The 20,680-nt window shown below is 68.4% G+C and carries 23 protein-coding genes and 1 pseudogene; 18 read left to right on the forward strand and 6 right to left on the reverse strand.

From position 1 onward, the window contains the following. The first annotated feature begins 227 nt into the window (after window positions 1–227). The 11 genes from ABT369_RS50645 (at window position 228) to ABT369_RS50695 (ending at window position 9,314) form a co-directional block, all read left to right on the forward strand. Window positions 228–806 carry a hypothetical protein gene (locus tag ABT369_RS50645; RefSeq protein WP_350624602.1) on the forward strand — a complete coding sequence of 193 codons (579 nt, stop codon included), beginning with the start codon at window positions 228–230 and terminating at the stop codon, window positions 804–806. A 5-nt stretch (window positions 807–811) separates the two neighbouring features. Beyond that, window positions 812–1,285 (forward strand): nuclear transport factor 2 family protein, encoded by a 474-nt coding sequence (locus ABT369_RS50650; protein ID WP_350624604.1) that lies wholly within the window; start codon window positions 812–814, stop codon window positions 1,283–1,285. Window positions 1,286–1,426: 141 nt separating this feature from the next. Next, window positions 1,427–2,167: an HTD2 family dehydratase gene (locus ABT369_RS50655; protein ID WP_350624606.1), complete on the forward strand. Its 741-nt coding sequence runs from the start codon at window positions 1,427–1,429 to the stop codon at window positions 2,165–2,167. A gap of 10 nt (window positions 2,168–2,177) precedes the next feature. After that, window positions 2,178–3,287 (forward strand): NAD-dependent epimerase/dehydratase family protein, encoded by a 1,110-nt coding sequence (locus tag ABT369_RS50660; RefSeq protein WP_350624608.1) that lies wholly within the window; start codon window positions 2,178–2,180, stop codon window positions 3,285–3,287. Beyond that, entirely contained in the window at window positions 3,284–4,081 is a 798-nt protein-coding gene (locus ABT369_RS50665; RefSeq protein ID WP_350624610.1) for an HpcH/HpaI aldolase/citrate lyase family protein, read from the forward strand. The genes ABT369_RS50660 and ABT369_RS50665 overlap by 4 nt, the downstream gene beginning before the upstream one ends. A gap of 4 nt (window positions 4,082–4,085) precedes the next feature. Further along, window positions 4,086–4,967: a sugar phosphate isomerase/epimerase family protein gene (locus ABT369_RS50670; protein WP_350624612.1), complete on the forward strand. Its 882-nt coding sequence runs from the start codon at window positions 4,086–4,088 to the stop codon at window positions 4,965–4,967. A 73-nt stretch (window positions 4,968–5,040) separates the two neighbouring features. Further along, the gene (locus tag ABT369_RS50675) at window positions 5,041–6,399 is read left to right on the forward strand and encodes an FAD-dependent oxidoreductase (protein ID WP_350624658.1); all 1,359 of its coding nucleotides are present in this window, start codon (window positions 5,041–5,043) and stop codon (window positions 6,397–6,399) included. A 15-nt stretch (window positions 6,400–6,414) separates the two neighbouring features. Next, window positions 6,415–6,765, forward strand: coding sequence for a ferredoxin (gene fdxA, locus ABT369_RS50680; protein WP_350624614.1), 351 nt, complete (start codon window positions 6,415–6,417; stop codon window positions 6,763–6,765). 30 nt (window positions 6,766–6,795) lie between these two features. Next, window positions 6,796–8,004, forward strand: coding sequence for a cytochrome P450 (locus ABT369_RS50685; protein WP_350624616.1), 1,209 nt, complete (start codon window positions 6,796–6,798; stop codon window positions 8,002–8,004). Window positions 8,005–8,117: 113 nt separating this feature from the next. Next, on the forward strand, window positions 8,118–9,080 hold the full coding sequence (locus ABT369_RS50690) for an MBL fold metallo-hydrolase (RefSeq protein WP_350624618.1): 963 nt from the start codon (window positions 8,118–8,120) through the stop codon (window positions 9,078–9,080). A gap of 24 nt (window positions 9,081–9,104) precedes the next feature. Further along, a complete protein-coding gene (locus ABT369_RS50695) occupies window positions 9,105–9,314 on the forward strand; it encodes a ferredoxin (RefSeq protein ID WP_350624620.1) in 210 nt (69 codons plus the stop codon). Between the two features lie 70 nt (window positions 9,315–9,384). Here the strand turns inward: ABT369_RS50695 and ABT369_RS50700 are convergent, their stop codons facing one another. Further along, window positions 9,385–10,308, reverse strand: coding sequence for an SDR family NAD(P)-dependent oxidoreductase (locus tag ABT369_RS50700; protein WP_350624622.1), 924 nt, complete (start codon window positions 10,306–10,308; stop codon window positions 9,385–9,387). Between the two features lie 223 nt (window positions 10,309–10,531). On the opposite strand from ABT369_RS50700, the gene ABT369_RS50705 reads away from it, so the two are divergent. The 6 genes and pseudogenes from ABT369_RS50705 to ABT369_RS50730 all read left to right on the forward strand — a co-directional run bounded on the left by ABT369_RS50705 (window position 10,532) and on the right by ABT369_RS50730 (window position 16,576). After that, a complete protein-coding gene (locus tag ABT369_RS50705; RefSeq protein ID WP_350624624.1) occupies window positions 10,532–12,142 on the forward strand; it encodes a class I adenylate-forming enzyme family protein in 1,611 nt (536 codons plus the stop codon). A gap of 95 nt (window positions 12,143–12,237) precedes the next feature. Then, the gene (locus ABT369_RS50710; protein WP_350624626.1) at window positions 12,238–13,407 is read left to right on the forward strand and encodes an acetyl-CoA acetyltransferase; all 1,170 of its coding nucleotides are present in this window, start codon (window positions 12,238–12,240) and stop codon (window positions 13,405–13,407) included. Window positions 13,408–13,412: 5 nt separating this feature from the next. Continuing rightward, entirely contained in the window at window positions 13,413–13,883 is a 471-nt protein-coding gene (locus tag ABT369_RS50715) for a Zn-ribbon domain-containing OB-fold protein (protein WP_350624628.1), read from the forward strand. 140 nt (window positions 13,884–14,023) lie between these two features. Beyond that, on the forward strand, window positions 14,024–15,223 hold the full coding sequence (locus tag ABT369_RS50720; RefSeq protein ID WP_350624630.1) for an ABC transporter substrate-binding protein: 1,200 nt from the start codon (window positions 14,024–14,026) through the stop codon (window positions 15,221–15,223). An 88-nt stretch (window positions 15,224–15,311) separates the two neighbouring features. Continuing rightward, the gene (locus ABT369_RS50725; protein WP_350624632.1) at window positions 15,312–15,764 is read left to right on the forward strand and encodes a MaoC family dehydratase; all 453 of its coding nucleotides are present in this window, start codon (window positions 15,312–15,314) and stop codon (window positions 15,762–15,764) included. A gap of 133 nt (window positions 15,765–15,897) precedes the next feature. Further along, window positions 15,898–16,576: pseudogene (locus ABT369_RS50730) on the forward strand (IS6 family transposase). On the opposite strand, the gene ABT369_RS50735 reads toward ABT369_RS50730, so the two are convergent. The 5 genes from ABT369_RS50735 to ABT369_RS50755 all read right to left on the reverse strand — a co-directional run bounded on the left by ABT369_RS50735 (window position 16,523) and on the right by ABT369_RS50755 (window position 20,529). Then, window positions 16,523–16,831, reverse strand: a complete 309-nt coding sequence (locus tag ABT369_RS50735) for a hypothetical protein (protein ID WP_350624634.1) — start codon at window positions 16,829–16,831, stop codon at window positions 16,523–16,525. The pseudogene ABT369_RS50730 and the gene ABT369_RS50735 sit on opposite strands and share 54 nt — an antisense overlap. A gap of 62 nt (window positions 16,832–16,893) precedes the next feature. Continuing rightward, window positions 16,894–17,049, reverse strand: a complete 156-nt coding sequence (locus ABT369_RS50740) for an ATP-binding cassette domain-containing protein (RefSeq protein ID WP_350624636.1) — start codon at window positions 17,047–17,049, stop codon at window positions 16,894–16,896. A gap of 45 nt (window positions 17,050–17,094) precedes the next feature. After that, a complete protein-coding gene (locus ABT369_RS50745) occupies window positions 17,095–17,805 on the reverse strand; it encodes a GntR family transcriptional regulator (protein ID WP_350624638.1) in 711 nt (236 codons plus the stop codon). Window positions 17,806–17,908: 103 nt separating this feature from the next. Further along, a complete protein-coding gene (locus tag ABT369_RS50750) occupies window positions 17,909–19,603 on the reverse strand; it encodes a dihydroxy-acid dehydratase (protein ID WP_350624640.1) in 1,695 nt (564 codons plus the stop codon). Window positions 19,604–19,665: 62 nt separating this feature from the next. Continuing rightward, a complete protein-coding gene (locus tag ABT369_RS50755; RefSeq protein WP_350624642.1) occupies window positions 19,666–20,529 on the reverse strand; it encodes a cyclase family protein in 864 nt (287 codons plus the stop codon). Here ABT369_RS50755 and ABT369_RS50760 point away from each other — a divergent pair. Continuing rightward, window positions 20,528–20,680, forward strand: a complete 153-nt coding sequence (locus ABT369_RS50760) for a hypothetical protein (protein WP_350624644.1) — start codon at window positions 20,528–20,530, stop codon at window positions 20,678–20,680. The two genes, ABT369_RS50755 and ABT369_RS50760, sit on opposite strands and share 2 nt — an antisense overlap.

Genomic DNA, 20,680 nt, shown 5'->3' on the forward strand with positions numbered 1-20,680 from the left:
GCCCGGCTAAGTATGCGCCTATCAGGCCTCTCGACGCCACGTGCTCAGGTGGCCGGGTGTCGCGGCCGTGCCGGGGCGTTCCTGGTTGGTCGAAGTGTCCGCGTACCTGTGCATTCGTTCGCCGCACAGCCTTGCAGATGCCTGACTCAGCGATTAGTTTTGTTTCACATGGCTAGATAAATTGTTGCGACCGTCACATGATGGTCTCGTATCCCTGAGGAGAGATAGTGAAGGACTTCAGGCCGGAGCTGACCTACACCAGCTTCGCGGATCACATGCACAAGGCCAAGACGCCCCTGCAGCGCAAGCATCTCGAGACGGTCGTCTCCCACTCCAAGGGCGAGGTGCTGGCGGACCTGGACATGGTGCTGCCGACGCTGTCGGATGATCCGCAGTACCACGAGTACGGCGTCTTCGGCAACGTCAAGGGTGACACCGGGCCGAAGGGCCTGGACGAGGTTCGCGCCAACTACACCGAGATGGTGAACAACGGCTCGTACGTCATCGAGTCGAAGAAGACCCGCGTGGTGGTCGGCGACTACGACATCGTCACCGAGGGCACCTTCCGGCAGATCCTGACCGCCGAGGTCGCGCGGAAGATGGGCTTCGTCGATGACAGCTCGCCCGCGAGCCCTTTCTACGTGCTGTCGGCCCGGACCGTCGTCTTCTGGGAGTTCAACGAGGACGACAGGGCCACCGGCGAGGACCGCTACGTCCTGGACCACCACATCGTCCCGCTGGCCGAGGAGGACCTGCCGGACAACTACCCCGCCAAGTTCCGGACCAAGCCGCGGGTCGAGGGCTGAGCGCCATGACGACCAGCATCCAGGGCCGGTCCCTCGAGGAGCGGATCGACGAGATCGAGAGCCGGGCCGCGATCGCCGACATCATCGCCGGCTACTGCGAGGGCACCGACCGCCGCAATATCGACCGGTTCATGAGCATCTGGCACGACGACGCCGAGTACCTGATCCCGGGCGGGCGCGGCGACTTCCACGGCACGGAGGAGATCCGTCGTTCGCAGGAGGTCATCGGCAAGGTGTGGAAGGAGACCTACCACTGGACCACCAACCACACGGCCCACTTCGAGAACCCTGATCGTGCGATCGGTCGCAGCGACGCCATCGCGGTGTGCGTGCACCCCTCCGGCCAGATCAGCTGGGTCAGCTGCACATACCACGACGTCTACGAGCGTCGCTCGGGCGCCTGGAAGCTTGCTCGACGCCTGGTCGAGCGCTACTTCGTGAGCGCTCCGCAGGACGTCGAACTGCTTCCCCCCTTCTGAGTCGCCGGCCCGATGGCATCATCGGACCTCGAAGGTCGTGGGGACGTCCAGGTCCGCACGGACGTCATAGGTCGCCACCCCGTCGACGCGCTGGCCGGGCTCCTGGATGTCCGGCCGGCGTCGCCGGAGCGAGTCCCACCCATGTGGCACATCACCCAGCTGCTTGAGGCCGTTCCGCAGCATCTGATCGGGGCCGACGGCCACCCGCTCGTCGGGCTGCCGACACCGCCGGCCGCCGGCGCACGTCGCATGTTCGCCGGCGGCCGGGTGTGGCACCGCAGGCCACTCGTCGTCGGCCGGGAGGCCACCCGAACCTCCCGGATCCTCACCTCGCGGGAAACGGAGGGACGAAGCGGGCACCTCCGCTTCGTCACAGTGCGTCACGAGTACGTCCAGGACGATGAGCTGGCGGTGCGGGACGACCACGAGATCGTCTATCGGCCCGAGCGACCGGCTTCGGCTCCGCTGATCGGGTGCACGGGTGGGCCGGGAGACTCTGGCGCAGCCGGCCGAGGTACCTCGCTCAGGGTTGACCCGGTCCTGCTCTTCCGGTTCTCGGCACTCACCTACAACGCTCATCGGATCCACTACGACCGCGACCATGCGCGTACCGAGGGCTTCGACGATCTGGTGATCCATGGTCCCTTGCAGGCGGTCTTGATGGCCGAGGACCTCCGGACGCGCGGATGCGAGCTGCTGGGCAAGGTCTTTTCCTACCGGCTGCTCGCGCCGGCGGTCGGGTCGCAGACGATCTGGGCCCGCCGTCCGGGCGACGGGGGACAGGCGGACGTCGAGGTCGCTACCGGTGAGGGAGGGGTGTCGGCCTCCGGCGCTCTTGCAGAACCCGACCAGTCCGATCTGCCGGGCCTCCAACCGGCGTGAAGGAGACATGATGAGTGCTGGGCGAGTGCTGGTCGCTGGTGCCAGCGGGCTCATAGGAACCGCGGCGGTCGCCGCCTTCGCCGCCGAAGGGTGGCACGTGGTCGCGTTCTCGCGACGCGCTCCCGAGGTGGACCGGTCGGTGCGGTTCGAGCACGTTCCGGTGGACCTGACGACTGAGGCCGCGACCCGGGACGCCGTTGCTGCCCTTGATCCACGGCCGACCCATCTCGTCTACGCGGCGGCGTACGAGAAGCCGGAGCTCGTCGCCGGCTGGTCCGACCCTGAGCAGATGGCGACCAACCGGGCAATGCTCGGGAACGTCCTCGCTCCGCTGACCGCCGACGGCGGGCTGCGGCACGTCACCGTGATGCAGGGAACGAAGGCGTATGGCGCCCACCTGCACCCGATCCCGATCCCGGCGCGGGAGCGGGCGCCACGCGACGGGCATGAGAACTTCTACTGGCACCAGGAGGACCTGCTCCGGGAGCTGGCCGATCGCCACGCGTTCGACTGGACCATCTTCCGGCCCGTGCAGGTCGTCGGACCGGCGTACGGCGTTGCCTACTGCACGCCTCCGGTGATCGGTGCGTTCGCCGCGCTCAGTGTTGCGACAGGAATCCCGTTCGGCTTCCCGGGCGGCGCGATCCATCCGGTCCGCCAGGTCGTGGACGCGCGGGTGGTGGCGGGCGCGCTGGTATGGGCGGCGACCTCGCCGGCGGCCTGGGGCGAGCATTTCAACCTGACGAACGGGGAGGTGTTCTCCTGGCAGGAGCTCTGGCCGGCCCTGGCCGGCGCGATGGGAGTGCCGTGCGCGGAGCCCCGGCCGATGAGCCTGGCCGAGGAGCTTCCCCGCCTGGCCGGCGCCTGGGAGGACATCGTCGCCAAGCACCGGCTTCGGCCACTCTCGCTGCTTGACGTCCTCGGCCAGTCCCACCAGTACGCCGACTACACCTTCGGCTACGGCCTGACGACGACGCCACCACCAGCGCTGGTAAGCACGGTCAAGGTCAAGCAGGCGGGCTACACCCGGGTCTGCGACACCGAGGTAACCTTCCGTGACGCCCTGAGGACGCTCGTGGAGCGCCGGGTGCTGCCCGATCTAACCGGCTCCGCCGGATGATCGGCTCAGCGCGCTCTCTGCTCTTCGTGCCGGGCTCCCGTCCGGACCGATTCGAATCGGCAGCGCGGTCCGGCGCCGACCTCGTGGTCATCGACCTCGAGGACGCGGTCGCTCCAGAAGCCCGACCCGCGGCCAGGGCCTCGACCAGGCAATGGCTTGCCCGGTCCCCGGCGGTCGTCCGTGTCAACGGCGCCGAGATCGACGACCATCAGGCCGATCTCGAGGCGCTCGCCGGGACCGCGAAACTGGTCGCGGTCATGCTGGCGAAGGCCGAGACCGCCGACCAGATCGGCCATGTCCACCACCGGCTCGGCGTACCCGTGCTGCCGTTGGTGGAGACACCCAATGCGCTCGAGGGGATCCGGGCGCTGGCCCGTCACGAAGCGGTCCCACGTCTCGTCCTCGGGACTCTCGACCTCGCCGCAGCGCTCGGCGCGCAACCGACCTGGGATTCGCTGCTCGCGATCCGGACGCAGCTCGTGATCGCCTCCGCCGCGGCGGGGATCGCCTCGCCGGTCGACGGCGTGACCGTCGCGCTCGACGACGACGAAACCGTGCGCTCCGACGTCCGCCGGGCGGCCGAGATCGGGCTGCACGGCAAGCTGTGCCTGCACCCCCGGCAGGTGCCGCTCGTGCACGAGGCGCTCCGTCCAACCGCCGATGAGCTTGCCTGGGCCAACGGGGTCCTGGCGGCCGGCGGTGCGGTCGCGCGCTTCGAGGGCCAGCTCGTGGACCCGCCCGTACGTGTACGCGCCCGCGCGATCCTCGCGCGGGCCGGTCAGCGTGAGGAGTAGTCAGGTGCCATCGTCGTCGAGCTTCGCTCGCGGCCCGCGGCTGGTCCTGGCCTGGGGCACCGTTCGCAACGCCTCGTTCCCCGACCGCGTCGCCGCGGCCCGGCAGGCCGGGTACGACGGGATCGGCCTCGCCATTCCCTACTACCAGGCCCTGGTGGCGGACGGATGGAAGGATCGTGACCTTGCCGCGGTCCTTGCCGAATGGGACGTGCGGATCAACGAGGTGGAGGTCCTGTTCGGTTTCCATGGTGTACCGGGACCGGCCGGCATCCCGAGCCGTCCGGGTCTGGTCTACGCCGACCCGGAGATCGAGAGGATCGCGTTCCACCTGGCCGACACGTTCGGTGTGCCGTTCGCGCAGACGGTCGGCACCTTCGACGCCCGGCCGGTCGGACCGGAGGTGGCCGAAGCCTTCGCGAGCCTGTGCGACCGGGCGGCCGGCCACGGGCTGAAGGTGGCGTTGGAGTTCGTTCCGTACAGCAGAATCCCGGACCTCGCGACCGGGCTGGCCGTCGTGACCGACGCGAACCGCGACAACGGCGGGCTGTGCATCGACAGCTGGCACTTCTTCCGTGGCCGGCCGGACCTCGAGCTGCTGCGGACGGTGCCGGCCGGGCGGGTGTTCATGGTGCAGTTCAACGACGGGCCGATCCCGCCCGTCAACCCCGACCGGATGGTCGACGCCGTCCACCACCGAGTCCTGCCGGGAGACGGTGACTTCGACCTGCGTTCGTTCGTGACGGCCCTCGACCGGCCGGGAGTCGATGCGCCGTTCTCGATCGAGGTCTACTCCGACGAGCTCTGGCAACGGCCGACCTCGGATGCGGCGCGACTTGCGGCGGAAGGCACGCGTGCAGTCGTTGCGTCGGCGGTGCGGCCGGCCTGAATGTGACCGTTGACGCCTATTGCTTCGCCAGGTTAAGTTTGCATGGCTAAGTAATTGTTGGGAGTGGGAGCGGATGATCCCTTACCGTGTCGCAGTCGTCGGGTCGGGCCCGGCGGGCGTCTATGCGGCCGAGGCCCTCGTGCGCAGCCGCATCGACGTGTCAGTTGACATCTACGATCGTCTGCCCACGCCGTATGGCCTCGTCCGGTACGGCGTCGCGCCCGACCACCCGAGGATCAAGTCGATCATCGTCGCGCTCCAGAAGGTGCTCGAGCGTCCTCAGGTCCGGTTCCTTGGCGACGTCCACGTCGGCGTCGATGTGACGACCGACGAGCTCGGCGAGCTCTACGACGCCGTGGTCTTTGCAACCGGCGCCTCCGTCGGCCGCCGGCTCTCCATCCCGGGTGAGGACCTCGCCGGGGTCTGCTCAGCCACGGACTTCGTTGCCTGGTACAGCGGCCACCCCGACCATGCTCAGGCCGCGGAGTCGTTCCCCTTGGCCGCGGAGTCGGTTGTCGTGATCGGCGCCGGCAACGTCGCTCTGGACGTGGCGCGCCTGTTGGCGAAGTCGGCAGAGGACCTGACGCAGACCGACATGCCGCCGCATGTCCTGGACCGGCTCGCAGACAGCAGTGTCCGCGACGTGCACCTGGTCTGCCGCCGCGGACCTGAGCACGCGAAGTTCACCGCGAAGGAGCTGCGCGAGCTGCTCGAGCTCGACCACGTCGCCACCAAGCTCGATGCGGGCCTGCTGCCTGCGGGGTCGGAGGACCCGATGACGGCGGCGAACCTCAAGGCCTTCGCTGACCTCGCCGCGCGCGAGGTGGTGGATGGTCAGCGGACCCTGCATTTCCACTTCTGGTCCCGCCCGGTCGAGTTTCTCGAAGCGGGTGGCGCCGTCGCCGCCGTACGCCTGGAGAAGATGCAGGAGGTCGACGGTGCGGTGGTTCCGACCGGAGAGGTCACCGAACTCAAGGCCGGCATGGTCGTCAGGTCGGTCGGCTACCACAGCACGCCGGTCGGCACGCTGCCGTTCGACGAAGACCTCGGCCGCGTCCCGCACGACGCGGGTCGGGTACTCGGCCCCGACGGCCGGGCCCTCAACGGTCACTACGTCGCCGGTTGGGTCAAGCGTGGACCGTCCGGGGTCGTCGGGACCAACCGGGCCTGCGCCGCCGACACGGTCGTCAGCATCCTTGCCGACCTGGAGGGCCGGCCGCCACGCGGTGTCGCGCCCGACGAGGTCGACCGTGTGCTCGCCGAGCGCGGCGTCAGGCCGGTCACGTACGACGGCTGGCTGTCGATCGACTCGGAGGAGCTGAGCCGCGGTCAGGTGCTCGGCCGCGCGCGCACCAAGATTCCCGACTGGGCAACCCTGCGTCGCGTCGGCGTGCCGGGCGTCAGGCGTACATCACCACGTTCCTCCCACTAGGAAGTCAGCATCCACATGGCCTACGTCATCTACGGCGACTGCATCGACGTCCTCGACCGCAGCTGCGTCGAGGTCTGCCCGGTCGACTGCATCTACGAGGGCGCCCGCAAGGCGTACATCCACCCCGACGAGTGTGTGGACTGCGGTGCCTGCGAGCCGGTCTGTCCGGTCACGGCAATCAAGTACCACGACGACGTCCCCGAGAGCCAGGCGGCGTTCATCGAGGACAACGCCCGCTTCTTCCTGGAGCCCCTCCCGGGTCGCGACGAGGCGTTGGGCCACCCCGGCGGATCGAACGACCTCGGACCCACTGGCGTCGACACCCCTCTGGTGTCAAGCTCCCCGGCGTCGTCGCGCGGCGCCTGATCCCATCCACCCCTGGAGGCCGATCCCGCTATGAAGAGCCTGAAGGAAGCCCGCGACCAAGACCCGTACCCCTTCTTCGCCGATCGGCTCGCCCGCGGCCCCGTGCACTGGGACGAGGGCATGAACGCCTGGATCGTCGTCGGCTACGAGGAGTGCCGGTACATCCAGCTCAATGAGGACGTCTTCGCCCATCCGTACTTCGAGCTGAAGGGTGCGGCGGACGTCTACGGCGGGCCGAAGGGCGTGCTGCTCCTCCAGGGAGAGCAGCACCACGCCGTCCACAACTTCCTGCTGCAGCACTTCACGCCGGTGACGGTCCGCAGGTACCGAACGGACTTCATCGCCGAACTCGTGAGCACCCGGCTCGACGCGATCGAGGGTCGCACGCACATCGACCTGGCCGCCGAGTTCGCCTCGGTCGTCCCCAGCGACGTCATCGCCGCGCTCCTCGGCCTGGACTGGCACGACGAGGAGCTGATGGCCAAGTGCCGCCGCTGGAACTCCACGATGTTCCGGTGGACGGAGACCTTCGGCGAGGACGACGAGGCGTACGCCGAGGCCGCCGCCGCGGCTGCTTCCCTCAACGAGGTACTCCTTCCGGTCATCCGGGCCCGCCGGGACGAGCCCCGCGACGACCTGATCTCGGTGCTGTGGGAGCAGGGGCAGGGCGTGCTGGAGGAGTGGGGCGAAGCGGAGATCCTCGCCCAGGCGCGAGTGCTGTTCTTCGCCGGCACGGACACCACCGCGCACTTCCTCAAGAACGCCATCTACACCCTGCTGAACTACCCCGAGCTCCAGGATCGGATCCGCGGGGACGAGCGTCAGATCGTGGCCTTCGGCGAGGAGGTGCTGCGCTACCTCGCTCCGGTGCAGTTCCGGGTGCGCGTGGCAACGCAGGACGTCGAGGTGGCGGGCCACCTGATCCGCAAGGGCGATCGGGTCCACCCGGTCAACGGTGCCGCGAACCGTGACCCGCGGCAGTTCCACGACCCCGAGACCGTCGATCTCGATCGCCGCAACCTCAAGACGCACGTCGCGTTCAACGTCGGTCCACGGTACTGCGTCGGTGCCGCCCTCTCCCGCGGCGAGGAAGTCGAGGTGATCTCGCAGCTGCTCAAGCGCTACGCCTCCCTCCGCTGGGACGGCGACGCCGAGCCGGCGACCTACCGCGGCTACATGCCGCGCTCGTTCAGCCCCCTGAACGTCGTGGTCGAGCCCGCACTGGAGACGGCGTCCTGACCGCCCTTGCCGGCGCGGCGCCGTCCAGCGCGGAGCAGCACGCCGCTTGGGCCGCCCGCCAACTCCCCGATGCGGAACGGGTCCGCGCCGGCATCTGGTCGATCCCGGTTCCGATGCCCGACAGTCCGTTGCGCTACGTGAACTGCTACGTGGTGGAGACCCGCGCTGGGCTGGTCATGGTGGACCCGGGCTGGCCGGCCGACGTGGGCTGGCAGGCGCTCCGGGACGGCATCACCCACTCGGGCCTCGACCTGGCCGACGTGACGGGGGTCGTGGTTACTCACGCCCACACCGACCACCATGGTCTCGCCGTCCGGGTGCGGGAAGCGTCGGGATGCTGGGTCGGCGTCCACCGTGCCGACGCCGACCTGCTCGACCAGCTGCGCGACGGGAGGGCCGTCGAGCGTCGCAACTGGATGTGGCCGGCCGAGTGCGGCATACCGGAGACGGAGCGTGCGGCACTTCGGTTCGACCCGGTGTACTCGCGGCGTATCTCGGTCCTGGAGCCCGACTACCGGCTCGACGCCGCGGACGTGGCCCGGCTGACGGGAGGCCGAATCGAGGCGCTCTGGACGCCCGGGCACACCCCGGGTCACCTGTGCCTGCGCGTGCCGGGGGATCGGGTGGTGCTGACCGGGGACCATGTCCTTCCGCGCATCACGCCGACGATCGGCACGTACAGCTGCGACCGCGATGCCCTGGACGAGTACCTGCGGTCGCTGACCGAGGTCGCGGACTGGGCGGGGGATGTGGACGTCGAGGTGCTTCCCGGGCACGAGTACCGCTTCCGGGACCTGCCGGCGCGGGTCGAGGCGATGCGTCGTCACCACGAGGCGCGACTCGCCGAGATCGAGGCGGTCCTCGTCGAGGCCGACGATGCGGTCACCGTCTGGCACGTTGCACGCCGGCTGACCTGGTCGCGTTCGTGGGAGGAGACCACCGGCCAGCGCAGGCGACTGGCGCTGGCCGAAACCCTGGCCCACCTGGTGCGGCTTCGATCGCAGCGCCGGGTTCGTGTTCGACCGGGGACCCCAGTGCTGTGGTCGCCGGAACCCGGTTACCGGCACAGCGGGTGACCGGCCTACAGCAGGAGGAGAGACATGTCCGAGAACGACCAGGCCATCGTCACTGCGGACGCGGACGTCTGCGTAGGTTCTGGGAACTGCATCATCGTGGCGCCCTCAGTCTTCGACCTGGACGACGAGGGCGCCGTGGTCGTCCTGCAGGATCGGGTGAGCGCCGGCGACCGCGACGCGGCTGTCGCGGCCGCGGCCGGGTGCCCGGCCGCGGCCATCATCGTCGGAGGCTGACGGGTGTGACAGCAACGGTGGCCGTTCCCCAAGGGCCGGCCACCGTTTTTGTCGAGCTGATTGAGCCCGGTCAGGCCTGGGCCATGCGACCCGACCTCGCGTTTGCCTCGGCGAAGTCCACGAGCGTGGTGTCCTCGGCCGAGCCGAGCCGTTCGCGCTGGGCGATGATGTCACCCAGTCGCAGTGCCTTGGTGCCGGTGATCTCGTCCGCCGGCGTCCACTCCCGCATGCGGGACACGGTCGGGCCGTGGACGACGAAGACCTGGCCCGTGATCCCGCGGGAGTACTCCGAGCCGAGGAAGGTCGTCAGGGCGGCCACGCTCTCGGGGTCCCATTCGTCGACCGATCCCTCGGCCGGCTCCATGCCCTCGACGACGCCTTCTGTCATGCCGGTCCGTGCGCGAGGGCAGATCGAATTGGCTCGCACGCCGTAGCGTGCGAGCTCGCGCGCCGCGACCTGGGTGAGAGCGACGATGCCGGCCTTGGCCGCCGAGTAGTTGACCTGCCCGAAGTTGCCGTAGAGCCCGGCCTCCGAGGAGGTCGTCACCACGGTTGCGTCGACCGGCTTCCCGGACTCCTGGTGCAGCGCCTTCCAATGCACTGCCGCGAAGTGCAGAGGGCCGGCGTGCCCCTTGAGGTGGACGGCCATCACCGCGTCCCACTCGGCCTCGGAGATGTTGACGATGGTGCGATCCCGGATGATCCCGGCATTGCAGACCAGGGCGTCGAGCTTGCCGTTCACGTTGACAGCCTGGCTGATCAGCCGCTCGGCGCCGTCCCAGGTGGAGATGTCGTCCGTGTTGGGCTCGGCGCTCCCCCCGGCCGCGCGAATCTCCTCGACGGCGTCGTCGGCGACGGGCCGGCCGTCCGGCGTTTTACCCACGTCGTTCACGACCACATGGGCGCCCGCCCGGGCGAGCGCCCTCGCCTCGGCGCGTCCGATGCCCTGGCCGGCGCCGGTGACGACGGCGACCTTCCTCTTCAGTTCATCCATGACTGTCCTTCTTCCCGGTGCTCGCGCGGCTCAGTCCGCGGGTACTCCGCGTGGGGTCACCGGCACTGAAACACATCTGCTTAGCCATGTAAAGGGATGCTCGGGTCGTTGCGCCAGGTCATTGCCGATGTTATACATGGCTAACTAATGAGTGACGTGCGTCATGTCCTCGTAACCGAGACCGCCCTGCCGTCCCGCACCCTTCGCGACGAGAGGAATGAGCATGCCTGCTCCCGCGCCGACGACAAAGGCCGACCGCGAGGCCTACTACCGAGACCATGGGTACTGGACGTCCGAACGCCTCGGGTGGTGGGTGTTCGACGTTGCCGAGCGCACTCCGGATCGCGAGTTCCTCGTGATCGGCGACCTTCGCCTGACCTACGGCGAGTTCGCTGCCTGGGCCGATGTGCTTGCCGCGCACCTGGTCGAAGCAGGGGTCGTCCGTGGCGACCGCGTCCTCATCCAGCTGCCGAACCTGGCCGAAGCGCTGCTGGGCCAGGTGGCGGCCTTCCGCATCGGTGCGGTGAACGTGCCGGTCGTGCCGATCTACCGCGAGCACGAGATGGCACACATCGTGAACGACTGCAAGCCACGCGCGGTGATCTCGATCGCCGAGAATCGGGGCCGGCGTCCTGCCGACGAGCTCGACGGCATCCTCGATGGCGCGTCGTGGGGACCGGTGGCGCGTTTCTGCGTCGGCCTGAGCGAAGCGCGTCCCGGCTGGCGCTCCTTCCCGCAGCGGGATGCCCCGCGGCCCCCGGTCTCCCTCCCGGACCCGCTCGAGCCCGAGAAGTGCGGCCTGATGCTGTACACGTCAGGGACGACTTCGGCGCCGAAGGGAGTTGAGCTCACGGGTCGGGGGTTCGTGTCGAACGCGCGCAGCATCCGCCACACGATGTCGCTGGGCGCGAACGATGTGTTCTTCTGCGCCTCGCCGCTCTCGCACCTCGCTGGCTTCGTCGCCGGCATCGTCTGGCCGGCGTCCATGGGCGCCAAGATCGTCGTGATGCCGACCTGGAACGGGGCCGAGGCGGCGCGCATCATCGAGCGCGAGCGTTGCACCTTCACCACCGCCGCCTCGGTCTTCCTCCACGACCTGGTCGCGGCTCATCGCGAAGGCATCGGGACCGGGCACCCCATCACCGTTTTCATGTCCGGGGGTGCCTCGACCGCGCCCGACCTGATCCGGGCGGCAGGGGAGGTCGGGATTACGGCGCTGCGCGGCTACGGCATGACTGAGACCGGTGGGGGAGTCTCGTGGGTAGCGCCGACCGAGCCGCTCGACATCAGGGCCGAGTACGACGGTGCTGTCGTTCCCGGCAGTGAGATCCAGGCAGTTGACCCGGATCGTCGGCTGCTCCCCCCGGGCGAGGAGGGCGAACTGCGGATCCGCGGCCCGCAGGCTCTCATCGGCTACACCGATCCTGGACTCACCCGGGAGCAGATGGATGACGAGGGCTGGTTCTACACCGGCGACCTCGGGCGGGTCGACGGGCACGGCCGTGTGCGCATCACGGGTCGCACCAAGGACATCATCAACCGCGCGGGCGAGAAGTTCTCCGCGCGCGACATCGAGGAGTTCATCCAGCGGCACCCCGCCGTCGAGATGGCGGCCGTCGTCGGACTGCCCGATGAGCGGCTCGGCGAGGTCGTCGGAGCATTCGTCACCTTGGCTGCCGGCCGCGAGTGGCCTGGCGACGCCGAGATGGCGGCGTACCTGGATCAGGCCAAGCTCGCCAAGCAGAAGATCCCGACCTTGTGGCGCGTGCTCCCGGAACTGCCGCGGACCGCCTCGGGCAAGGTCCAGAAGCACGAACTGCGCAACCTGCCCTGATTCGCGACGATCGTGGAGCCGGTTGGCTGCGTGCCGAATCCGTGCCGGCGGCACGCCCGTCCGCCGTACTCCATAACCACAAGAGGAGCTGACCTGTGACACGTCCTGACCGAACCCCGGTCATCGCTGGCATCGGACTGTCCGACGGTCCCAAGGCGCCCCACCTCGACGCGCTTGGGCACCAGGCCCAGGCCATGCAACGAGCGTTGGCCGACTCCGGGCTCAGCAAGCATGACATCGACGGGTTCGGGTGTGCTGAGGCCTGGATTCCTGGTGTCCCAGGCGTGGACCTGCCGGAGACCGCGGAGTACCTCGGCCTCGACCCGCAATGGATCGAGGGCACGTACACCGGCGGATCGGCCTATGAGTTCCAGGTACAGCACGCCGAGGCCGCGATCAGATCCGGCATGGCGAACACGATCCTGCTGACCTACGGCAGCGACCTGCTCACGCGGATGGGGCGGAGCCTCGGTACGGCATACGGCCGCAAGCCGGTCGGCGGTGCGGCCTACGAGGAGCCATACGGCAAGACGACCGTCGCGGCGTATGCGATGGCCGCTCAGCGCCATATGTACGAGTACGGCACCACTCCGGAACAGCTTGCGAGTGTCGCCGTCGCGGTCCGCGAGCACGCCGCCCACAATCCGCAGGCCATCTATCGCAAGCCGCTGACGGTCGATGACGTCCTGAACTCGCGCATGATCGCCGATCCCCTGCATCTTTTCGACTGTTGCGCGGTCACCGATGGCGGTGGGGCGGTCATCGTGACCACTGAGGAGCGCGCTCGCGACCTCAAGCAGCCATTCGTCTCGATCTTGGGGACGGCGGCCCGTCAGAATCACTGGAATATCTCCCAGGCGCCGGACGTGACCACGACGGCCGGGACGCGATCGGGGCCGGATGCGTTCGCGCGGGCAGGGTTGAGCCCCAACGACGTAGACATGGCCATGCTCTACGACAGTTTCACCATCACGGTCATCCTGCTGCTGGAGAGCCTCGGCTTCTGCAAGCCGGGCGAGGGGGGACCGTTCGCCGAGGAGGGCAACCTGCGTCTGGGGGGCCGGTTGCCGATCAACACGGATGGTGGTGGCCTGTCGGCCTGTCACCCAGGGCTTCGCGGCATCTTCCTGCTGATCGAGGCCGTCCGGCAGCTCCGCGGGCAGGCCGGCGCGGTGCAGGTCCCGGACTGCGAGGTGGCGCTTGCCGCCGGGTCCGGTGGTTGGTTCTCGACGATCGGGGTCACGATCCTCGGAAAGAACAGGTGAGACAGATGGCATCCGAGAACATCCGCGGCCAGCAGCACACCCTCGAGATCGTCGACGTCGCCGACACGTGGGTGAAGCCGGTCCCCGAGCTCGACCCCGTCAGCATCACCTACTTCCGGGCGGCCTACGACGGAACGCTGCTGATCCAGCGCTGCCCTGCCTGTGGCAACGCGCAGCACTACCCCCGCCTTGTCTGCAGCACATGTGCGGCGACACCCGAGTGGGAGGCGGCCAGTGGGCGGGGCACCATCTACACCTTCACCGTCGTCCGGCAGGCCGGAATGCCCGGGTTCGACGAGGAGGCGCCGTATGTCATCGCCCTCGTCGACCTCGACGAAGGGCCCCGGGTGATGGGCAACATCACCGACTGCCCCGTGGACGAGGTGCACATCGGCCAGCGCGTGCAGGCCTACCAGCTGCGGATCGCCGACGGGATCGGCCTTCCCCAGTGGCGGCCTCAGCCCACCTCCGGCTGAGCCCGCGACCGTTCATCGCTCCATTTGTTCGGCAACCGTCTCCGCACCCCTCGACACCAGCCATATGCGGCACCATTTCCTAATGCTTAGGCATGTTAACTAATCGGACGTCTGGGTCATTCCCCGCCAAGGAGCCTCTCGTGAAGTTCAGATCCTTAATCGGCCTCGGCGCCCTGGCGCTGGCCGCCTCAATGACGCTTACCGCTTGCGGCTCCAAAGACGGCAGCAACGCCTCGAGCGGTGGCGACAAGCCTCTGGTCATCGGCTTTGCCGCCCCGCTCACCAGCGGCAACGCCGCCGTGGCCGACCAGATGGTCAACACCGCCAAGCTGGCCGTGAAGACGATCAACGCGAACGGCGGCGCCGGCGGCCGGCAGCTCACGCTCAAGGTGTACGACGACAAGCTCACCGCCGACGAGTCGGCCAAGGTCGCCCAGCGGGCCATCACGGTGGACAAGGCCGAAGTCATGATGGGCGGCTACACCAGCATCGAGGGCCTCGCCATCCGCAAGCTCGTCGAGCCGCGGAAGATCGTCTTCATCAACTCGTCAACGATCTCGCCCGCGCTGATGGACGGCGCGAAATACACGTTCCGCACCACGGTCGACCAGAGCGACTACCCGGTCCAGATGATCGACCTGCTCAAGTCGCTCGGGTACAAGCACCCCGTGGTGACCGCCGACAACGGGCCGACCGGGTCGACGCTGTGGCAGCCCATCGTCGACCAGGCGAAGCGCGCGGGCCTGGATCCGGGTGAGACCGTGCACTACACGCTCGGCGCGACCGACCTGACCTCAGCCGTGTCCCAGCTGAAGAGCGAGCACCCCGACGCTGTCGTCCACATCGGGTCGGCGGCAGCCGACGCCGGCCTCATGCTCAAGACGATGGCGGAGGCCGGAGTCACGGTGCCGGTCGTCGGGTTCGGCTCGCTGATCGCACCGGACGCCCTGAAGATCGGCGGCGACGCCTACACCAGGCTGCCGGCGATCTACACGCTCGCCAACCAGCAGCCGTCCAAGCCCGAGTACCAGAGCTTCATCAAGGCGTACGCCGCCGAGTACGGCGGCAGCGCGGACGATCTCGCCCTCGGGCTGGCCGAGCAGGCCGGCGCCACCTGGGATGCCTTCACCGTTTTGAAGAAGGGACTCGACGCGAGCAAGGGCAGCACCGACGGGGACGAGCTCGCCAAGGCGATCGACGGCATCACGCCCTTCACCGGCGCCGCCGGCAAGGCGGGAGCGCTGATCAACTTCGCCGACGGGCGCGACGGGTTCAGCAAGTCGTTGGTGGCGTTCCAGTTCGTCAACGGCAAGCCGAAGGAACTGGCTCAGCAGCCCTAGTGATGGACACGCTGGGCCCGAACAGGCCGGGCCCAGCGCTCCACCGCTCGTCACCCACGACACCTGACGATGAGGAAGGAAGCAGCGCATGCGGGTCTTCGATGGCCTGACCGATCTGGTCGACTCTGCGGGTGAGGATCTCGGAGCCAGCGACTGGATCCTGGTGGACCAGAAGCGCATCGACGGATTCGCTGACGTGACCGGAGACGACCAATGGATCCACGTCGACCCGGTCCGCGCCGCCTCCGGCCCCTTCGGGCGGACAATCGCGCACGGCTACCTGACCCTGTCGCTGCTCGCCGAGCTCACGACCCGGCTGTACCGCGTCGAGAACGTGTCCTTCGCGGTGAACTACGGTCTGGACCGGGTGCGGTTCATCAGCCCGGTCCTCGAGGGTTCCCGGATCCGCGCCACGGCGCGGCTCGCGGAGGCCAGGCGGGTCGAGGGCGCCGTCCAGCTGAAGCTGGACAGCACGATCGAGATTGATGGATCGGACCGCCCGGCCGCGGTCGTCACCTCACTCGCTCGCTACTTCGCCTGAGCCGTCGGTATGCGGCCGCTCGAAGTACGAGTCCGCAACGCCATCGCCGCTCCTGCAGGCTCTGTTGCGTTGACCGTGGGCAAGATCGAGACAGGCTTGAGCGATGAAGGTTGTTACCCACCAACGCCCGATGATGCCGCCGACGTCAGCGTTCGCCGGGTTCCGATTTCCGCCTGAGGTGATCGTGGTCGCGGTCCGCTGGTACCTGCGATTCGGCCTGTCCTACCGTGACGTTGAGGAACTGCTGCTCGAGCGTGGTGTCGAAGTCGACCACGTCACGATCTTCCGGTGGGTGCAGCGGTTCGTGCCGCTGCTGGCCGACGCGGCCAGGTTCTGTCGGCATTCGGCAGGCGACCGGTGGTTCGTCGACGAGACGTACGTGAAGGTCAACAGCGTATGGCGGTACGTGTACCGCGCCGTCGACCAGCACGGCCAGGTTATCGACGTGCTCGTCTCGGTCCGCCGCGACGCAGACGCGGCCCGGCGGTTCTTCCGCCGGGCGCTGTCCACGCTGAAGGTCAAGCCCACCGAGGTGGTCACCGACGCCGCCGCGGTCTACCCCGCCGTCCTCGACGAACTGATCCCATCGGCGTGGCACCACGTCGAGCGGTACGATCGAGGCTGACCACAGCCTGCTCAAGCACCGACTCAGACCGATGCGCGGCCTGCGCACCGACCGGACTGCCCAGACGATCATCGCCGGCCACGCGTTCATGCAGAACCTACGACGCGGGCACTACGAACTCGGACTCGACGCCCTACGCAGCCACCGCGTCGCTGCGGCGCTCGGTGAACTGGCCACCGCCATCTGAAGACCGACCGGCGCTCGCTTCAACGCGCCCTCCGATCGGCAAACGCAACAGCGCCTGTTTGCCGCCGACTCGATCGCCGGCACGGTCCACGAGACCGACGCGGTCGAGTACCGCTTCGACGCGCCCGGACGCGTCCCGGTCCCGGCACGCGGCCGTGGCACGCAGGTTGTCCCGGCCGGACAGGTGAGAGTGGAACTGCGGCACCTCTACGATCGCGCCCACCCGGCGCAGCGCTTCGATGCGCCATTCGGGCACCGGCAGGCCGAGCAGTCACATCTGCCCGGCACTCGGGCGGGTCAGCCCCAACAGCATCCGGATCAGCGTCGTCTTGCCAGCGTCGTCTTGCCAGCGCCGTTCATCCCGAACAGCCCATACTCGCAGCCGGCCGGCACCTGGAGGTCGACCCGGTCCATCGCGTGCCGTTGCCCGAACTTCTTGCTTAGTCCTTCGGCTCGGGTCACGTCATGGCTCATGCCACCAACGCTATGGGCTCGCCAGGGATGGGCCGTCCGGCGTAACTATTCGAGCATCTTCAGGCGGATGACTGGGGGTTGATACTTGCCGTTGGCCTGGTCGTGGTCCGCCGACTGCTGCACCAGCATTTCGAGCGTGCCGATGAGGTGTTCCTGCACCGCCTCGCCGGCGCCGGCGGCGTTTCTCGCGATGACGTTGTCGTAGATCTTCTCGTGCACGGCCAGAATGTCGGCGAGTGTCCGGGTCTTGGTGGTCGACAGGCCGAGTGCGTGCATCTGGGAACGCGTGTTCGCGACTACCTGCACGACGCGTTCGTTGCCGGCTGCCCGCACGATGGCCTCGTGGAAGACGAGATCGTGCTTTTGGAACAGCCGCTCGTCGCCGGCATCGCACGCCTTGCGCATGCCGTCGAACGCCTTCGTCAGCACAGCACGATCACGATCACTCATCCGTGTCGCGGCGCGGTACGCCGACGGCGCCTCAAGGAGGAGTCGCAACGAGTAGATCTCTTCGATATCCTTGACCGACAGTTCGAGAATACGCACGCCGCGGCTGCGCTCGAACCGGACCATCCCGTTCGCCGCGAACTGCAGCAGCGCCTCGCGCACGGGTGTGCGCGACACGCCGAGCTGGTTCGCGATCTCGACGACCGAGTACAAGGAGCCGGGAACCAGTTCACCGGAGCGAATCGCGTCCCTGATCTGGTCGAAGACACGCCCGGTCAGCGATGCCTGATCGCTGGACAGCGGCTTCACGCGCGCTCACTCTTTCCATCGGCGAGGCACGAGAGGTCACTGCGACCTCTGTTACACGGAAAAATCGCCGGCACCATCATTCCCCAGGTTTCGGTCGGCAGGGCTACAGAAAGGATAGATCAGCGCCTTGACTGGCCGGCAGGACCGTCTCAGCGTAGAGCCGTCGCCAGCCCCGGGCGGGAAGCGCGGCCGGTGTGAAGTCACGCATGCGCTGGACGATTTCGGTCTCGTCCACGAGAAGGTCGAGCCGCCGGGCGGGCACGTCCAGCCGGATCAGGTCTCCGTTACGGACCACGGCGAGCGGCCCGCCGGCGGCCGCCTCGGGGTCGCAGTGCAGTACGACAGTGCCGTACGAGGTGCCGCTCATCCTCGCGTCGCTGACCCTGACCATGTCCCGGACACCCTGCCGTGCCAGTTTCCGGGGGATGGGCAGGGCGCCGGCCTCGGGCATTCCCGCAGCGACCGGCCCGGCCCCACGAAGTACGAGAACATGGTCGGGCGTGATGTCCAGATCAGGATCGTCGAGGATCGCGGCGATGTCCTGACCGGCTTCGACCACGAAGGCGGGGCCGGTGTGTCGCAGCAGCTCGGGGCTGGCCGCCGAGGTCTTGATCACCGCGCCGTTGGGAGCGAGCGACCCGGCCAGTACCGCCAGTGCCCCAGGCGGGCCGAGTGGGTCACTGAGCGGACGAATGACCTGCTGCCAGTCCTCGCGCGGGCGGGTCTGCGCGAGCAACTCGGCGAGCGGGCGCCCGCTGACGCCGACCGTCGATGTCTCCAGGTGTGGTTCGAGCTCCTTGAGCAGCGCGGGGAGGCCGCCCGAGCGATGAAAGTCCTCCATGTAGTTGGCGCCTGACGGCTTGCAGTCGACGAGCAGCGGCACTTTGGCGCCGATGGTGTCGAACTCGTCGAGCGACAGGTCGACGCCTGCGCGTCGAGCCACGGCGACCATGTGCACGAGTGCGTTGGTGGAGCCGCCGAGCGCGGCGAGCACCTTGACAGCGTTCTCGAACGCCTGCCTGGTCAGAATCTGCCGGGGCAGGGGCGCCCCTTGCCGGGCCAGTTCGACTGCACGGCGTCCGGTTGCGGTGCCGTGCCGCAGGCGCGCGCCCGTCACGGCGCCCGGGGTGGCTCCGCCGGGAAGCATCATGCCCAGGGTCTCGGTCATGCAGGCCATGGTGGATGCGGTACCCATGACGGCACAGGTCCCCGCGGTTGCCACCAGTTCGCTGCGGGCTTCGGTGATCTGGTCGGCGTCCAGGGCCCCGGCCCGGTGCTCTCCCCACAGCCGCCGGCAGTCGGTGCACGCGCCGAGCCGCTCGCCGCGCCAGCTGCCGGTCATCATCGGTCCGACGACCTCCAGCAGGACCGGCTTGTCCGCCGAGGCCGCAGCCATCAGCTGGGCGGGAACCGTCTTGTCGCATCCGCCGAGCAGGATGGCGGCGTCCATCGGCAGCGCGTGGATCATCTCCTCGGTGTCCATCGCCATCAGGTTGCGGAACAACATGGAGGTGGGCGAGGTAAGGATCTCGCCGAGGGAGATCGTCGGGAACTCCATCGGCAGGCCACCGGCTTCGAAGACGCCCCTGCGAACGGCTTCCAGCAGCGCCGGCATCTCCCGATGACAGGTGTTGTAGGAAGACGTCGTGACCGCGATCCCGATCACAGGCCGGTCGAGATCGACGTCGTCATAACCCGCCGAAGCGAGGAACGCGCGGCGAAGGTACCGGCTGAAGCCGTCGTCGCCGTAAGCGGTCCGGCTGCGGTCGATCGCGGAAACGGACTCATGTGCAGGCATGGAAGGGGCACCTCTTACATGTACGGGATGCTGACGATTTGGAGCTGTGAGCGCCGCGGCGCTCAGCCGGCCAACGGCATCGCGAGTGGACGCATGGGCGCCCCGGTCGCGCCGCGGATCTTCAGGCAGGCGCCGATGAAGGCGAACTCGTAGAGCGAATCGGCGGCGAGCCGCTCGCAGTCGACGATTTCCATCATCGGTACACCGGCTTCGCCGAGCAGGTAGGTGTGGACCACCTGCCAGTTCTCGGGATCGTCGGCGGGCATCTGCTCCAGTGCCGAGTTGTCGCCGCCGATCACCGCCGCTCCGGCCCGGGCCAGATACTGCGCGCCCTCGAGGTTCAGGCCCGGACTGTTGTCGATGTAGCGTCGCGGGTCAGGCCACTGGGTCATTCGTCCGGTGCGGACAAGGGCGATGTCTCCCGGGACGAACGACGTGCCCTGTCGCCGAAGCGCGTTGCGGAGATCGTCGGCTCCGATTCCGTAGTTGTCCGGCAGCATGTCGACGCCGTGCAGGCCCGCCACGTCGAAGAGCACACCCCGGCCGATGATCGGCGGTATCTTATCGGCGCCGCACCTGGTCCAATGCCGCGAGCTGAGGTGCTGAGCCGCGGAGAATCCGTTCCAGATCTCGCCGTTATACCCGAAGTGGTTCAGCGTGTCGATGTGCGTCCCCGTGTGGGTATACATCGACACGGCGTCGCCTGAGTAGGAGACCAGCTGGTTCTGGGCGCGACCGGCGCCGGTGAGGTCGTCCAGGACGGTGCCGCCGGGGGTGTGGGTCATCCATTGCTGGAAGGCCGGATCGCCGGCCTTGATCCACGACGGCATGCCGATGAACATGTCCACGGAGAGGTCGATCGCGGCGCCGCCGTCGGCTCGGCGCATGACCTCCCGCGCCGACGCCGGCGACAACAGGTTGAGCATGCCGATCTCGTCCTCGGCGCCGAAGGGGCTCCGCGTCACCTTCCGGAACTCGGCGGCGTACGCCGCGATCCTCCTGCGGGTCTCCGGCGTGATGAACTCGGGTCCGCACATGGCCGTTCTCCTTTCCGCCTGGCTCGTCCTGCCCTGCTGA

This window comes from Dactylosporangium sp. NPDC000244, assembly GCF_040300725.1.
In the GTDB taxonomy this organism is placed as follows: Bacteria; Actinomycetota; Actinomycetes; order Mycobacteriales; family Micromonosporaceae; genus Dactylosporangium.